We start from the raw sequence: 16,454 nt of genomic DNA on the forward strand, positions 1-16,454 counted from the left end.
AAAATGAGCAAAGTAGCCATTATAATGGGAAGCATCTCCGACATGCCAGTCATGCAGGATGCTATCGATATATTAAAACAATTTAATATTGAAGTTGAAGTAGATATTGTTTCGGCACACAGAACGCCGGAAAAATTATTCGATTTCAGTAAAAATGCACACACTCGCGGAATTTTGGTAATTATTGCCGGAGCCGGAGGTGCAGCACATTTACCTGGAATGGTCGCTTCAATGTCGCCGCTTCCTGTAATTGGAGTTCCTGTAAAATCAAGCAATTCTATCGATGGCTGGGATTCGGTTTTATCGATTCTGCAAATGCCGGGCGGAGTTCCTGTTGCAACTGTAGCTTTAAACGGAGCAAAAAATGCCGGTATTTTAGCAGCCCAAATCATTGGAAGTCATGATAAAAAAGTCCTTGATACAATTATTGCATACAAAGAAGAACTAAAAGCAGCAGTTAATAAAGCAGCCGAAGGCTTGAAATAGTTTTCAGTTTTTCAGTCGCAGTTTATACTGAAAACTGCGACTGAAAAACTGAAAACTAAAATTACACTTCCTCTTCAATATCCTCAAGAACAGACTCAAATTCATATTCTGTTATATCTTCTTTATTTATCCAGTTTTCTGAAGTTACCAAGATATAATTTACATCATCTTCTGTTTTCAACTCCCAAATAATGTCTTTGGCTTCCGGAAACGGAATATTTTGAGACATCTGATTTTCAAACAATCTTTTAATAAGATTTCTGTCTGACAAACCATTATTCAATAATTTCAGCACATTTTCGGCAGTTAACTTTTGAACTCCACCATCGGCTGGTTCCATTGAAAAATAAACAACAGAAGCTTTTGCATTTGGAAATTTTCCGTTGTAGGCTTTAAAAAGCAATTGATTGGTATGAAACAAAGTACCTTGCATATCTATTTCCGGATATTCCTCGCAAACCTTATCAATTAACATATTGTGCGATATTTGCTCAATTTGTCCGTCGCTTAATCTATCAGGAAATTTGTATTTCAAGACGATTTCAGCAGCTTCATTAGGTTCGTAATCAGAAATTGCCATTTCTAATAATTCCGGCAAACTCGCTTTCTCTGCTGTTGCACCATCGGGATAATTGAATTTTTCTAATAATTGAATTAAATCTCCATCTGACCAATATCCTTCTACTTCATTAACCGTATCGATATTCTTTATTGCAATTTGATAATTCATGTTTTTTATTTTAATTATGATTAGCATTTTATACCTCTAATCCTATTTTTTACAATTTAAGCTTTTAAAACCACCTTCAGCAATAAATAACATATCTATAACACAATATACTTTATGCTTTTATAACGAGAATCAATCTTGTTTAAGTCGCTGGATTTTTATAAATTGCTATCTTTGGAATTCAAAAATTTCGACTTCAATTAATAAAACAATTACATACATAATGAACGTTTTACTTTCAAAATTTATTACAAAACATAATACTGCTCCTTTTTCACAAATTAAAATAGAAGACTATTTCCCGGCTTTTCAGGAAGGAATTACTTTGGCTAAAGCCGAAATTGATGCTATCGTAAACAATCCTGAAACTCCAACTTTTGAAAATACTGTTGTGGCAATGGATTATGCAGGAGATATTTTAGACCGTCTTTCAAGTGTTTTCTTCAATTTGAATTCGGCAGAAACAAATGACGAAATGCAAAAAATCGCTCAGGAAGTTTCGCCTTTATTATCTGAATTTGGAAATGACATTACACTAAACGCTGCATTATTTGCTAAAATAAAAACGGTTTATGAGCAAAAAGAAAATCTGAATTTAACTCCGGAGCAAACAACGCTTTTAGATAAAAAGTATAAAAGCTTTTCGAGAAACGGAGCGAATCTACCCGAAGATAAAAAAGATAAACTTAGAGAGATCGACAAAGAATTATCGAAACTGAGTTTACAATTTGGCGAAAATGTTTTGGCAGAAACCAATGCTTTTGAATTGCATTTAACAGATTACAACCATTTAGCCGGATTACCGGAAGGAACTATTGAAGCTGCAAGATTATTGGCAAAAAGTCAGGAAAAAGAAGGCTGGATTTTCACTTTAGATCATCCAAGTTATGTTCCGTTTTTAACTTATGCGGATAATCGTGAATTGCGCAAAAAAATGGCGATTGCTTTTGGAGCAAGATCTTTTCAGAATAACGAATTTGACAATCAGGAAAATGTTTTGAAAATTGCCAAATTACGTTTTGAAAGAGCGAATTTGTTAGGATATAAAACACACGCACATTTTGTTCTGGAAGAAAGAATGGCGCAAAGTCCGGAGAAAGTTTTTACATTTCTGAATGATTTATTAGCAAAAGCAAAACCTGCGGCTCAAAAAGAATTTGCTGAATTAACAGCTTTCGCCAAAGAACTGGACGGAATCGAACAATTAGAAAAATGGGACGGCGCTTATTATTCTGAAAAATTAAAACAACAGCTTTTTAATTTAGATGATGAAAAACTGAAACCTTATTTTCAATTAGAAAAAGTATTAAACGGTGCTTTTACGGTTGCCAAAAAGTTATACGGATTAACGTTTACCGAAGTTTTTGACATCGATAAATACCACCAAGAAGTAACTACATACGAAGTAACAGATACTGATGGTAATTTAGTTTCGATTTTCTATGCGGATTTCTTCCCAAGAAAAGGAAAACGAAATGGTGCCTGGATGACTTCATTTAAATCGCAATATAGAAAAGACGGCTTAAACGAAAGACCTCATATTTCGAATGTATGTAATTTTACAAAACCAACAGAAACGAAACCTTCTTTATTGACTTTTAATGAGGTTACGACTTTATTCCACGAATTTGGTCACGGTCTACACGGAATGTTGGCAAACACAACATATCCAAGTTTATCAGGAACTTCTGTTTATTGGGATTTTGTAGAATTACCAAGTCAGATTATGGAAAACTGGTGTTACGAACCGGAAGCTTTGGCTTTGTTTGCGAATCATTACGAAACGGGAGAAATTATCCCGATTGAATATGTGCAAAAAATCAAAGAAAGTGCAAGTTTTCAGGAAGGTCTGGCAACTTTACGACAATTAAGTTTTGGACTTTTAGATATGGCGTGGCATGGACAAGATCCAACTTCTATTACTGATCTGAAAACTTTCGAAACAGAACAATTTGCCAACACACAATTATATCCTGATGTAAAAGAAAATGCAATGAGTACGGCTTTTTCGCATATTTTTCAAGGTGGGTATTCTTCCGGATATTACAGTTACAAATGGGCTGAAGTTCTGGACGCTGATGCTTTTGAATATTTTCAGGAAAACGGTATTTTCAATCATGAAGTTGCAACAAAATTTAAAGATAATGTACTTTCAAAAGGAGGAACAGAACATCCGATGATTCTATACAAGCGTTTTAGAGGTCAGGAACCAAAACCGGAAGCTTTATTGAAAAGAGCGGGACTTTTATAGATCTTTAGATTAATTAGACTTCTTAGATTGTTAGATTAAAAACCGAAGTAGAAATGCTTCGGTTTTTTAATTTGATTTTGACTGTAAACAAATGTTATTTATCTTCACCGTTTTTTAAATATTAATCTTACAAAAATCATTTTGAAAAAATATTCAAAACCATTCATTTGCCTTATAATTTTTGGATTAATCGCCATAATTTCAGTGAACTTATACGTGAAATCTTCAACCAAAAAGCATATTTCTTATTCATTGAAAAGATTTCCAAAAAATGATATTGGAATTATTTTTGGTGCCGGAATTAACGGAAATCAGCCAAGTAAATATTTAAAAGACAGACTTGATGCGGGTATTTTATTATACAAAGCAAAACGAATAAACAAAATTTTACTTTCGGGAGATAATGGTCGTGAAGGTTATGATGAACTGACGGTAATGAAAAACTACTGTTTCAATCACGGAGTTGATACAACAAAAATATTTATTGATTATGCCGGATTTGATACTTATTCTACCATGTATCGTGCCAAGCATATTTTTAAAATCAAAAAGGCAACTTTAATTTCTCAGGAATATCATTTAAACCGCGCCATTTATATTGGACAAAAACTTGGGATAAAATCAGTTGGTTATTCTGCCAATTCAGGAGAATATCACGGGTATAACTATGTTTGTTTTAGAGAATACTTTTCTGTTTTTAAATCTTTTTTAGATGTATTACGAAATCGGGAACCTCGTTTTTTAGGAAATGAAATCAATATCAATGGTGTTTCAAATTATTCGAAAGAAGATAAACGATAAAAAATCAAAAAGCCGTCACTTAAAAAAATAAGTTCCGGCTTTTTTCAATTAACAATGATCTAATTATTATTATTTTAGTATTCTCTTATTGTTTGCCGGCAACGATATAATGTCTTCAAAAACGTGGCTCAAATCAGTTGGTTTTACGCCATTATTATCACTATGACACGAAAAGCACGAAATCGCATTACTTTCTGTCGATGCAGATGATGGTGGCTGAACATAAGTTTCCATCGTACTATTTGATAATTGTGCTGTACCAATTGCATCTCCGGCAGGAATCGAGTCATTAACTGCGCCATAAGGATACACATTTCCGTTTGGTCCCGCACCGCCAAAAGTCCAGGTTGCTCCTATCAGCAAATAATTCTTTCTAATATCCTTACCAACCAGCATTTTTCGTATTGCATTGTTTATCGAAATAATTTCGCTGTTTGAAGCTGCAGGCGTTGTATCTTCTCCGTTAGGAACTGTATTTGACGCAACTCCCCAAGCCATAATTCGTCTTGCTGTAGGACTTGCAAGTGAAGTATCTTTAATTAGAATACTATCTCCGCTTACAGTCATATTCTGAATATTTTGAGATCCTATTGTATCATTCGCATTTGCATTAAAAAGCCAGCCTTTTCCTGTATCTGCTTTAACTTGTTTGATTTTATCATCTTTATCAAGATATGAATAAGCGCTGTTTGGAGAATTTTTTTCATGCTCAAAAGTTGCCCAGATCATTTCAGGATGTCCTGCTACACTTCCAACAATATGCATTCCTACCAAAGCCAATTTTGTAGTTGTCTGACCATTTTCGACCCATTTATTTGGATTTGATTTGTCATAAGTAGGTATTATTGCTTTAATAGTAACATAACTATCCGCATTTGGTAAATCTTTTGCTTCAACCCATGATGTTTTTAACTCAATTGCCAAAGCATCAGCATCAGGCGGAGTTACCCATCCTTTTGTTTTCGCGTAAGCAACGATACTATCGCGTGCGCCGGCAGTAGTTGGAAATTGATTTCCGTTTAGTTTACCTTCATTTACGCCGGTTAAAAAATAAGCATACACATCGTTTACCATTGTTATATAATATACGAGTGATTTATTTTCTCCCATTAAAGCGCCATGAGAACCTGCTTGCCCTTGTTCTGACTCCACTTCATTTCCTTTTGAATCCAGATATATTGATTTGTTTCCTACTTTAAATTCCTGTACAACATCTGACGGATTAATTTCGCTTTCAATAACAGGTTTCGGGTTTTTGATTTCTTTTCCTTTAGCATCAAAAAAAGAATGTAAACCATTGGCATTTGCCACAACTCGTTTTACCTGCACTAATTTATTTGCATCATCTTTAACTTTCTCGTCGCTTTTTTGAGCTTCAATTTCAAACATTTTTCCAGATTCGTCTATTAAAACAGGCAGTCTGTTTGGTCCGCTTTGATTAATGTTGCTCACTGCGCTTAACAAAGCGTTTGGTTTATGCGCTTCCAAAGTTCGTTTTCCTGTAACCGGATCTTGTGGCGAAACGTTATAAAAAACAGGCGATTCCATTACCGTTTTACCCGATGTTGGAGAAGTAATCCATAAAAACATTTGTTCTGACCATTTATAAAAGTCACAATTGTTATTGTGTGGAAATGCGACACTATTTGCCGGTTCAACCAATCCGTTTTCAGTAGCTTTTCCTGTTTTAAACCAGGAATTAAAATCAGATTCTGATACCGTACAGGATTCTTTTACATCTTGTGGAAGATATTCGTATTCAGAATCGGCTTTAGCCAGAATATCATTCTTTTTGCATCCCAGAAAAAGGATTATTAAAACCGCTGCAAACATAGCTGTTGTTTTTATATTTGTTTTCTTCATGATTTTGGGTTTTAGTGGGTTTGTTTATTTTATTTCTTTTGATTTGGATTAACTACTTCTGCATGAAAATTCACTGAAACAAAAAGATCGCCCACCCGGCGATCTTTTAAGTAAAAAATTATAATCGAGTCAGGAATATTCATGCAGATTTTCAATATTCCCGTATTAATTGTTTTCAGAGAATTTTATCTCTATGCCAATTCCTCTTTCAATTTTTTTGCTGCCGCTACCGGTACATCTTCAATATTATGTTGGTAATATGAGAAACCTCCAGTTCCGTTCCATGCATTATCGATCGCTAAGTGAGCATCGAAATTTGCCAAAAAAGAACCAATTGCAGGAGGAGGAACAGAGTGAACATATTGTCCTTGTAAACTAACTACCTGAGTAACTTTACCAATTCCGGTTGCATATATTCTTCCGGTTACCGGAACAACAATGTGACTATCAGGACCACTAATTGCCTGAGTAATTACTACTGTACCTGAAACTGTATGTTGTGATGGTACAACTACTAAACTAAATGAAGCGATTGGAGCACCTGGTTTTCCAACATTTCCTATTGTGCCTTTTGCTAAATAAGCACCTGCTAATAAATCTGACATAACTTTTTTAATTTAAGTTTTCCTACTCATAAGGCTTTTCGGTACCGCCTCGTTTATTTTAGTGGTTTCTGCTCCACTTATTTGATTTGTTTTGTATTCTATATTTCGGGGCAACGGGGAACTATGTAATTGATTTTCTTTCTTTTATATCCCAAAACTATATCAGATAAAGGAGAAGATTTTAAAAAATGTCATGAGATGGGAATTCTTAGTCGCAAGTGAGATAAAAAATGACACAAGAGTGTTTTGGATTAATTTTCGAAAATTCTTAAATAAACTTTCATTTATTTTTGAAACTTTAAAAACTTTTACTTACATTTGATCTATGGAATTCAAAGAAGCAAAAAATAAGTTCGTACAAACCTGGGGAGCATTAGGTTCTCAATGGGGAATTAATAAAACTATGGCACAAATTCATGCTTTATTAATGGTCTCGAACGAACCTGTTTCTATGGAAGATATTATGGAAGAATTGCAAATTTCCCGCGGAAATACCAGCATGAATCTAAAAGCTTTGATGGATTGGGGAATTGTTTATAAAGAATATAAAGCCGGAGAAAGAAGAGAATTTTTTACTGCTGAAAAAGACTTAGACGAACTAGCCGTAAAAATTTCAAGAGAAAGAAGTAAAAGAGAAATCAAGCCCGCTCTTAAAATTTTAAAAGAAGTTTCGACAATTGAAGCAAACAATTCTGAAGAGGAAAAACACTTTATCGAGCAAACTTCTAAACTATATGATTTTGTTTTAAAAGCAGATAATATGTTAGACAAAATAACAGAATTCAACGAAAACTGGCTAGGACGTCTGGTTCTGAAAATTATGAAGTAAAACATCAAACTAAAAAAATTTAATTAAAACTTTCATTTTTTTCTGAAAGTTTAAAAATTTAAAAATAAATATTATGAACCTCAACATCATTGGGTATTTTATTTACCTCAGCATTACGATTTTCATCATTTTAAAAGTTGGAAAAATATGTTACAGAAACGGAAATATTTATGTCGCAGAACTAATCCCGAATCATGCAGATATTTGTCAAAAAATCAATCAGGTTTTGCTTTTGGGCTATTATCTTTTAAATATTGGTTATTGTGCGATGACACTTATTTCGTGGCAAAAAATCAGTTCATCCACTCAATTAATTGAAACTATCGGCATAAAAACTTCCATCATCATTTTTATTATTTCAATATTACATTATCTCAACATCATCATTTTAACCAAGTACATTCACAAATTAATTAAATAACATTTTAAATTAAATATCATGGAAACTACAAAAATCTTAATCGGTTACGGAATCTATTTACCAATCGCTTTATTGCTTACCTATTATGTTTCTAAAACACTCTTCAAAAACGGAAAAATCTTCATGCTGGATATTTTTAAAGGCCGCGAGGATATTGCACAAGCAACCAATAAACTTTTTGAAACCGGATTTTATCTTTTAAACATTGGTTTTGCTTTAATGATTCTCGAAATGCAATTAAGCAACAACAGTTATCAGGAATTAATTGAAAGACTGAGCTACAAAATTGGCGGATTTTCTATTTATCTTGGAGTAATGTTATTCTTCAATTTATATTTCTTTTTTAGAGGAAAAAGAAAAGCCAAAGAAGCACAACAAGAAGAAAGATTGGTTTTTAAAGCATAAATCTTATCACAAAACCCGACAGGTTTTAAAATCATGTCGGGTTTAACAATTTTAAACTAATGACAATAATAAACCTTACAACGAAAATAAAAGCACCTCAAAAAAAAGTTTTTGATGCTTCAAGAAATATCGATATTCATCAGCAATCTACAAGTAAAACAAACGAAAAAGCAATTGCCGGCGTAACATCAGGATTAATAAATTTGAATGAAACCGTAACTTTTCGCGGTAAACATTTCGGGTTTTACCTTACTCATAAAAGCCGAATTACTGCAATGAATTTTAATGATTATTTTGTTGATGAAATGGAAAGCGGTAAATTCAAATATTTTAAACACGAACATTTTTTTGAAGAACAAAATGGTGTTACAATCATGAAAGATAAATTACAATACGAAACTCCGTTTGGAATTTTAGGTGAACTTTTCGATATTTTATTTCTCGAAAAACACCTTATAAACTTTCTTTTAGAAAGAAATAAAACACTAAAAGAAGTGTCAGAAAAAAGAGATTTAAAATAAATTTCTTACTTTTAAGAAAAGTATAGAATTTAAAACTAATCTTATGACAATCAAAACTAAAATTTTATCGATAGCATTTTTCGCAATTTCTTTTATTGGATTCGCACAAAGTAATTGTACAACTTTAAAAGGCTGTGAAAGAAAATTATGCGAATTAAACGTGAAACTTACTGCAGCTAAAAAAGCAGGCAATCAAAATCAGATTAAAGGAGTTGAGGATGCAATTGCTAAAACCAAGAAAAACTGTACTACAAAAACAGTAAACAATGATCTTGACAAAAAAGTAAAAGAGAAACAACAAAAAGTTAACGAAAGAACAGCCGATTTAAACGAAGCTATTAAAGACAAAGAAAGCAAAGAAAAAATCGACAAGAAAAGAAAGAAACTTGATGAAGCAAAAGCCGATTTGAATAAAGCTTTGGCAGAGCAAAAAACAAAATAGATTATTTAGTTTTTTTCTCGCAGATTTTGCAGATTCAGCAGATTTATTAATCTCTTTTTGAAAAATAAATTTTCTCTTTTTACGGTTTGCGTGAGGATAAAAGCAGAAAACTAAAGAAAAATCATCATTAACCACCAAAATATCGGAACGCTTTCGACCCAGAAAGAAGTGTAATATTTAGATCTGTTTGTATTTGCAAATAGAATAAATAACATCAGCATAATCACCATAATAAGGTTTATGATGAGGTCATGAAGTGTAAAAGACAAAATTCCAACTATCCAAAAGGGAACCATAAGAGAGAATCCTAAAATTTTAGTTCGCTTTACGCCTATTGTTTGCGGAACGGTTTTTAAATGCGGATCATCATTCGCCAAATCTAAAATTTCGAAAACCAGAATCAGCACAAAAACCAATACAAAACGCTGAATACATTTTATAAAAAAATTAGGCGTAAACGGAACTTCGGCATTTATATAAGGCAAAACCAAACTCGCGCCAACCCAGCAAAGTGCCACAATATATATTTTTACGCCCGCCCAATTTCGGGCATTTTTTCTGTTTGGAAAAAACGGAAGTGTGTAAAGTGCCGTGATAGCAAAAATTCCAACAGATACAATCTGAGTTATTCGCTTTAAATGGAAAAAATAATAGCCAACCAAAATGAGCGAAACAAAACTTAAAACAGCAATAATTTTTAATTGGTTTCCTATTGGTTTTTGCTGTACCCGAACCAGAGCGTCATATTTAACAAAATTATACCCAACAATTGTCCCAAAAAAAACGAACAAAGCCATTGGTTCATTATACTGAATATGAAACACATGAAACGTAACGCGAACTAATGCATAACACGATAAAGCCACATGAATACTGCTATTGAGGTAAAAATCGAATATCTGTTTTAATATCTTCATTTCTTAAATCTAATCAATTATTAACAAATCAACTCTTTAGTTGTAAATTTCATAAAAATTGAAGTTAAAAATACCTATTAAATTATTAATAATACTTAATTTTGCGCCACAAAAAAACAACACATTTACTATAAAATGTAATAAACCTTGTGTAACACCTGATTAACTCAAAGATTACACCTTGCTAATTACATTGATTTTTAAAAACTAGATAGCTACAAATGAAAACAGATGCTTTTGCTTTAAGACACATTGGCCCAAGAGAAACAGATCTTCAACACATGTTACAAACTATTGGAGTTGAATCGATCGAACAACTTGTTTACGAAACCCTTCCGGATGACATTCGTTTAAAAGCACCTTTGAATTTGGATCCTGCCATGACAGAATACGAATTCGCAAATCATATTCAGGAATTAGGAAAGAAAAACAAAGTATTCAAATCGTATATTGGTTTAGGCTATCATCCAACTATCGTTCCGGCACCAATTCAAAGAAATATCTTCGAAAATCCGGGATGGTATACTGCTTATACACCTTATCAGGCAGAAATTGCTCAAGGTCGTCTTGAGGCAATTTTAAATTTCCAAACTACTGTTATCGAATTAACAGGAATGGAAATTGCAAACGCTTCTTTATTAGATGAAGGAACTGCTGCTGCCGAAGCAATGGCTTTATTATTTGATGTTCGCACACGTGACCAAAAGAAAAACAATACAAACAAATTCTTCGTTTCTGAAGAAATTTTACCACAAACTTTATCAATCCTGCAAACGCGTTCAACTCCTATTGGAATTGAATTAGTTGTTGGGAACCACGAAAACTTTGATTTTTCTAATGAGTTTTTTGGAGCCATTTTACAATATCCGGGAAAATACGGGCAGGTAAACGATTATAATGCTTTTGTTGCCAAAGCAAAAGAAAATGAAATAAAAGTAGCCTTTGCTGCTGATATTTTATCATTAGCTGCTTTAACTTCTCCGGGAGAAATGGGAGCTGCAGTTGTTGTTGGAACTACACAGCGATTTGGTATACCAATGGGTTATGGTGGTCCTCACGCTGCTTTTTTTGCCACTAAAGACGAATACAAGCGATCTATGCCAGGTCGTATTATTGGAGTTTCTATTGATGTAAACGGAAATCGCGCTTTACGTATGGCATTAGGAACTCGTGAGCAGCACATTAAACGTGAAAAAGCAACTTCAAATATTTGTACCGCTCAGGTTTTATTAGCGGTTATGGCAGGAATGTATGCGGTTTACCACGGACCAAAAGGATTACAATACATTGCAAATAAAGTTCACGCATCGGCAGTTACTACTGCTGAAGCTTTAAATAAACTAGGCGTTTTTCAAACCAATACAGCTTACTTTGATACTATTTTAGTAAAAGCAGATGCTCAAAAAGTAAAAGCAATTGCTGAGAAAAACGAAGTAAACTTTTACTATGTTGATGCCGATACGATTTCTATTTCGTTCAACGAAACAACTTCAATTAAAGACATCAACCAAATTATTGCCATTTTTGCTGAGGCTTTAGGAAAAGAAACTTTTACTGTTGCTGAATTAGCAACTGCAAGTCAATTACCTGCTTCATTAGAAAGAACGTCATCTTTCTTAACGCATGATGTATTCAACAACCATCATTCAGAAAGTCAGATAATGCGTTACATCAAAAAATTAGAACGTAAAGATTTATCGTTGAATCATTCCATGATTTCATTAGGTTCTTGTACGATGAAATTAAACGCAGCTTCGGAAATGTTGCCTTTATCAATGCCAAACTGGAACAGCATTCACCCTTTTGCACCAGTAGAACAAGCAGAAGGTTATATCACAATGCTTAAAAAATTAGAGCAGCAATTAAACGTAATTACAGGATTTGCCGGAACTACATTACAGCCTAATTCAGGAGCTCAGGGAGAATATGCAGGTTTAATGGCTATTCGTGCTTACCATTTATCGAGAAACGAAAGTCACCGTAATGTATGTTTAATTCCTTCATCGGCTCACGGAACAAATCCTGCTTCTGCAGCGATGGCCGGAATGAAAATTATTGTTACTAAAACGACTCCGGAAGGAAACATTGATGTAGAAGATTTGAGAGAAAAAGCGATTGAACACAAAGATGATTTATCTTGTTTAATGGTAACGTATCCTTCTACACACGGAGTTTTCGAATCTTCGATTATTGAAATCACTAAATTAATCCACGACAATGGCGGATTAGTATATATGGATGGTGCAAACATGAACGCGCAAGTTGGATTAACAAATCCTGCTACAATTGGTGCTGATGTTTGTCACTTAAACTTACACAAAACATTCGCTATTCCTCACGGTGGTGGCGGACCTGGTGTTGGACCTATTTGTGTGAACGAAAAACTGGTTCCGTTTTTACCAACAAACCCAATCTTAAAAGTTGGCGGCGAACAAGCTATTACAGCTATTTCATCTGCACCTTACGGATCAGCTTTAGTATGTTTAATTTCTTACGGTTACATCACAATGATGGGTGCCGAAGGATTAAAAAGTGCTACAGAGCATGCTATTTTGAACGCAAACTATATGAAATCCCGTTTCGAAGGACACTACCCAATTCTTTATACCGGAGAATGCGGAAGAGCGGCTCACGAAATGATTTTAGATTGTCGTTCGTTTAAAGAAAACGGAATTGAAGTTGGTGATATCGCAAAACGTTTAATGGATTACGGTTTTCACGCTCCTACAGTTTCTTTCCCTGTAGCAGGAACTTTAATGATTGAACCTACTGAATCTGAAGATTTAGCAGAGTTAGATCGTTTTTGTGATGCAATGATTTCTATCAGAAAAGAAATTGAAGCTGCAACAGCCGATGATAAAAATAATGTATTAAAAAATGCACCTCACACATTGGCAATGTTAACTACAGATACTTGGAATTTTCCTTATACCAGAGAAAAAGCGGCTTACCCATTAGAATACATCGCTGAAAATAAATTTTGGCCATCAGTTCGTCGTGTAGATGACGCTTACGGTGACAGAAACTTAGTTTGCAGCTGTGCTCCTATCGAAGCTTACATGGAAAACTAAGAAATAAATTTTCTTTTAAATACTATTCCAAACCCGACAGGTTTTAAAACCTGTCGGGTTTTTTATTTAATTGTTTTTTGTTTCAGGTTTCAAGTTTCATGTTCCAATATAACGTGAAACCTGAAACTTGAAACTTGAAACTTGAAACTTTTTTAAAACCTTCCACTTTTCATTTTCAACACTTTTCTAATCTTCCGTTTCATTTGTAACAAATCAAAAATGAATTTGAAAATTATGCAAAATAAAAATAAGTCCAAAAACAAATCGCAAACGTTTGAAATCTTGGTAAAATCATAAAATCATTAGAAAATAAACAATATATTCAGAAAAAAATTACTATTTGATAATTATATGCATGCATAGTATTTTTTATGATAGTTATCATAATTTTATTTATAATTTAGCCCTAAATTTATTGGATAATTAAGGAATAATGAAAATAAAAATTATAGGTATCGGGAGCTATATTCCTAATAAAGAAGTTAAGAATACTGACTTTGACAAGCATGTTTTTTTGAATGAAGACGGAACTCCTTTTGGTTATCCGAATGAAGTTGTCATTAATAAGTTCAAAGGTATAACCGGAATTGAAAATCGCCGTTATGCCGAAGATCACCATACATCATCGGATTTAGCCTATTTTGCAGCCGAAAAAGCACTTGAAAATGCTAATATCGACCGTGAAACTTTAGATTACATCATTTTTGCACACAATTTTGGTGATGTAAAAACTGGAACAAATCAATCAGATATTCTACCTAGTTTAGCAACACGTGTTAAAAATAAATTAGACATTAAAAATCCTAAATGTGTTGCTTACGATATTCTTTTTGGATGTCCGGGCTGGATTGAAGGTGTTTTGCAAGCCAATGCATTCATTAAATCCGGAATGGCAAAACGTGTTTTGGTAATTGGTGCCGAAACCTTATCAAGGGTTGTAGATGATCATGATCGTGATTCTATGATATATTCTGATGGAGCCGGAGCTTCAATTTTAGAAGCTTCTGATGATGAAGCCGGATTATTATCGTACGAAAGTGCTACTTTTGCCAATGATGAAGCCAACTTTTTATACTTCGGAAAATCATATAATCCAGATTTAGATCCGGATATTAAATACATTAAAATGTACGGCCGTAAAATCTACGAATTTGCTTTAAGCCAGGTTCCATGCGCCATGAAAAACTGTTTAGATAAAAGCGGAATCGGAATTGATGAGGTAAAAAAGATCTTAATTCATCAGGCAAACGAAAAAATGGACGAAGCAATTATCGCACGTTTCTACAAGCTTTACGACAAAACTGCACCGGAAAACATTATGCCAATGAGTATTCATGATTTAGGAAACTCAAGCGTTGCAACTGTACCAACTTTATACGATCTTTTGATACAGGGAAAACTGGAAAATCACGAAATTAACAAAGGCGATGTTGTTATTTTTGCCTCTGTAGGAGCAGGAATGAACGTTAACGCATTTGTATACAGATATTAGTTTTCAGTCGCAGTTCTCAGTTTAAAGTCGCAGTATTCAGTCGCAGTTCTATAGATTGTAAACTGATCACTGCGACTGAATACTGTAAACTAAAAAAAAAGTCCGCATTTTAAAATGCGGACTTTTTAGTATATTTGCGACCTAATTATAAAACCAAGAACGAGAGATTCTTTCGTTCCTCGCAACGACTATGTACGAAAAAACGTTTCCAAATAAAAGATTCAAACTTACATTAGAGTTTTTACAAAAACACGTTAATACATCAGAAACTATTTTTGATTTTGGTGTACCAAATCCATTTTCTAAAATAATGGAAGAAAACGGTTATACCGTAAAAAACACAAAAGGAGAAGATTTAGACAACGATCAAACGGCGCTACAAACCGAAGATTATACTGTTTTTACTGCGTTTGAAATTTTCGAACACTTGCTAAATCCGTACACAATTCTGGAAAACGTAAAATGTGATAAATTGCTAATTTCAATTCCGTTACGTTTATGGTTTTCGCCGGCATATCGTTCAAAAACAGATATGTGGGACAGACATTACCATGAATTTGAAGATTGGCAATTAGACTGGCTTTTAGAAAAAACAGGCTGGAAAATAACCGATCGTCAAAAATTTACACATCCGGTAAAAAAGTTTGGGTTCAGACCATTATTAAGATATTTCACTCCAAGATATTATATCGTTGTGGCAGAAAAAATTCATAATTAATAATTTACAATTAATAATTATTTTATGAAATATTACATCGTCATTCCCGCGCATAACGAACAGGATTTAATTGGTCTGACCTTACAGTCTTTAGTTTCACAAACAGTTTTACCTTCAAAAATTGTTGTTGTAAATGACAATTCAACAGATAAAACAGAAGAAATTGTGTTGGGTTTTGCAAAGGAAAATACGTTTATTTCAGTTGTAAATAAAACTTCAGACGCTATTCATATGCCTGGAAGCAAAGTGATTCAGGCTTTTCAGAAAGGTTTTGAAACTTTAGATGCTGAATATGATATTATTGTAAAAATAGACGGCGACTTAATTTTTCCACCAAATTATTTTGAAACAATCATATCTCATTTTCAATCTGATCCAAAAATTGGAATGGCAGGAGGATTTTGCTACATTGAAAAAAATGGCGATTGGGTTTTAGAAAACCTGACAGATAAAGATCATATTCGCGGTGCATTGAAAGCGTACAGAAAAGAAACTTTCCTGCAAATTGGAGGTTTAAAACCCGCAATGGGCTGGGATACTGTAGACGAATTGCTTTGTAAATATTACGACTGGAAAATAGTTACAGATGCTTCGTTACACGTAAAACATCTTAAACCAACTGGTGCAAATTATAACAAAACAGCGCGTTATAAACAAGGAGAAGCCTTTTATACTTTGGGCTACGGCTTTTTAATAACATCAATTGCATCGGCAAAGCTGGCGATGATGAAGAAAAAACCATTCTTATTTTTTGATTATATTAAAGGATTCTTGAAAGCTAAAAAAGCTAAAACTCCTTTATTGGTTACCCCCGAACAAGCTAAATTTATAAGAAATTATCGTTTACAAAAAATGAAAGAGAAGCTTTTCTAGTTTTTAAACTTAAAAAACTGCAAACTGAA

16 protein-coding genes are annotated in these 16,454 nt (G+C 33.5%); 12 read left to right on the plus strand and 4 right to left on the minus strand.

Annotated elements, in window-relative coordinates:
* Positions 1 to 3: 3 nt before the first annotated feature.
* On the plus strand, positions 4 to 486 hold the full coding sequence (gene purE, locus OLM54_RS13625; RefSeq protein WP_264535134.1) for a 5-(carboxyamino)imidazole ribonucleotide mutase: 483 nt from the start codon (positions 4 to 6) through the stop codon (positions 484 to 486).
* Between the two features lie 61 nt (positions 487 to 547).
* Here the strand turns inward: purE and OLM54_RS13630 are convergent, their stop codons facing one another.
* Positions 548 to 1,216 carry a hypothetical protein gene (locus OLM54_RS13630; protein ID WP_264535135.1) on the minus strand — a complete coding sequence of 223 codons (669 nt, stop codon included), beginning with the start codon at positions 1,214 to 1,216 and terminating at the stop codon, positions 548 to 550.
* A gap of 223 nt (positions 1,217 to 1,439) precedes the next feature.
* Between OLM54_RS13630 and OLM54_RS13635 the strand changes: the two genes are divergently transcribed.
* Entirely contained in the window at positions 1,440 to 3,467 is a 2,028-nt protein-coding gene (locus OLM54_RS13635) for a M3 family metallopeptidase (RefSeq protein WP_264535136.1), read from the plus strand.
* A 252-nt stretch (positions 3,468 to 3,719) separates the two neighbouring features.
* Entirely contained in the window at positions 3,720 to 4,268 is a 549-nt protein-coding gene (locus OLM54_RS13640; protein WP_264535137.1) for a vancomycin high temperature exclusion protein, read from the plus strand.
* 69 nt (positions 4,269 to 4,337) lie between these two features.
* On the opposite strand, the gene OLM54_RS13645 is transcribed toward OLM54_RS13640, so the two are convergent.
* Complete coding sequence (locus OLM54_RS13645) at positions 4,338 to 6,131, minus strand: hypothetical protein (protein ID WP_264535138.1); 1,794 nt, start codon at positions 6,129 to 6,131, stop codon at positions 4,338 to 4,340.
* A 191-nt stretch (positions 6,132 to 6,322) separates the two neighbouring features.
* Complete coding sequence (locus OLM54_RS13650; protein ID WP_264535139.1) at positions 6,323 to 6,736, minus strand: DUF1842 domain-containing protein; 414 nt, start codon at positions 6,734 to 6,736, stop codon at positions 6,323 to 6,325.
* Positions 6,737 to 7,061: 325 nt separating this feature from the next.
* On the opposite strand from OLM54_RS13650, the gene OLM54_RS13655 reads away from it, so the two are divergent.
* From OLM54_RS13655 to OLM54_RS13675, 5 genes are all read left to right on the plus strand, one after another.
* Positions 7,062 to 7,565: a GbsR/MarR family transcriptional regulator gene (locus tag OLM54_RS13655; protein ID WP_264535140.1), complete on the plus strand. Its 504-nt coding sequence runs from the start codon at positions 7,062 to 7,064 to the stop codon at positions 7,563 to 7,565.
* Between the two features lie 73 nt (positions 7,566 to 7,638).
* Positions 7,639 to 7,986 (plus strand): hypothetical protein, encoded by a 348-nt coding sequence (locus OLM54_RS13660; protein WP_264535141.1) that lies wholly within the window; start codon positions 7,639 to 7,641, stop codon positions 7,984 to 7,986.
* Positions 7,987 to 8,004: 18 nt separating this feature from the next.
* Positions 8,005 to 8,391 (plus strand): hypothetical protein, encoded by a 387-nt coding sequence (locus OLM54_RS13665; RefSeq protein WP_264535142.1) that lies wholly within the window; start codon positions 8,005 to 8,007, stop codon positions 8,389 to 8,391.
* Positions 8,392 to 8,450: 59 nt separating this feature from the next.
* Positions 8,451 to 8,912 (plus strand): SRPBCC family protein, encoded by a 462-nt coding sequence (locus OLM54_RS13670; RefSeq protein WP_264535143.1) that lies wholly within the window; start codon positions 8,451 to 8,453, stop codon positions 8,910 to 8,912.
* A 43-nt stretch (positions 8,913 to 8,955) separates the two neighbouring features.
* Positions 8,956 to 9,354: a DUF1090 domain-containing protein gene (locus OLM54_RS13675; protein ID WP_264535144.1), complete on the plus strand. Its 399-nt coding sequence runs from the start codon at positions 8,956 to 8,958 to the stop codon at positions 9,352 to 9,354.
* Between the two features lie 110 nt (positions 9,355 to 9,464).
* Here OLM54_RS13675 and OLM54_RS13680 read toward each other — a convergent pair whose 3' ends face one another.
* A complete protein-coding gene (locus OLM54_RS13680) occupies positions 9,465 to 10,271 on the minus strand; it encodes a hypothetical protein (RefSeq protein WP_264535145.1) in 807 nt (268 codons plus the stop codon).
* Between the two features lie 221 nt (positions 10,272 to 10,492).
* Here OLM54_RS13680 and gcvP point away from each other — a divergent pair, with 221 nt between their 5' ends.
* The 4 genes from gcvP to OLM54_RS13700 all read left to right on the plus strand — a co-directional run bounded on the left by gcvP (position 10,493) and on the right by OLM54_RS13700 (position 16,425).
* The gene (gene gcvP, locus OLM54_RS13685; RefSeq protein ID WP_264535146.1) at positions 10,493 to 13,342 is read left to right on the plus strand and encodes an aminomethyl-transferring glycine dehydrogenase; all 2,850 of its coding nucleotides are present in this window, start codon (positions 10,493 to 10,495) and stop codon (positions 13,340 to 13,342) included.
* A gap of 433 nt (positions 13,343 to 13,775) precedes the next feature.
* Complete coding sequence (locus OLM54_RS13690) at positions 13,776 to 14,834, plus strand: 3-oxoacyl-ACP synthase III family protein (protein ID WP_264535147.1); 1,059 nt, start codon at positions 13,776 to 13,778, stop codon at positions 14,832 to 14,834.
* 190 nt (positions 14,835 to 15,024) lie between these two features.
* Complete coding sequence (locus OLM54_RS13695; RefSeq protein ID WP_264535148.1) at positions 15,025 to 15,552, plus strand: methyltransferase; 528 nt, start codon at positions 15,025 to 15,027, stop codon at positions 15,550 to 15,552.
* Positions 15,553 to 15,576: 24 nt separating this feature from the next.
* Positions 15,577 to 16,425 carry a glycosyltransferase gene (locus tag OLM54_RS13700; protein WP_264535149.1) on the plus strand — a complete coding sequence of 283 codons (849 nt, stop codon included), beginning with the start codon at positions 15,577 to 15,579 and terminating at the stop codon, positions 16,423 to 16,425.
* Positions 16,426 to 16,454 lie beyond the last annotated feature (29 nt).

The organism is Flavobacterium sp. N1736 (genome assembly GCF_025947065.1).
GTDB lineage: Bacteria > Bacteroidota > Bacteroidia > Flavobacteriales > Flavobacteriaceae > Flavobacterium.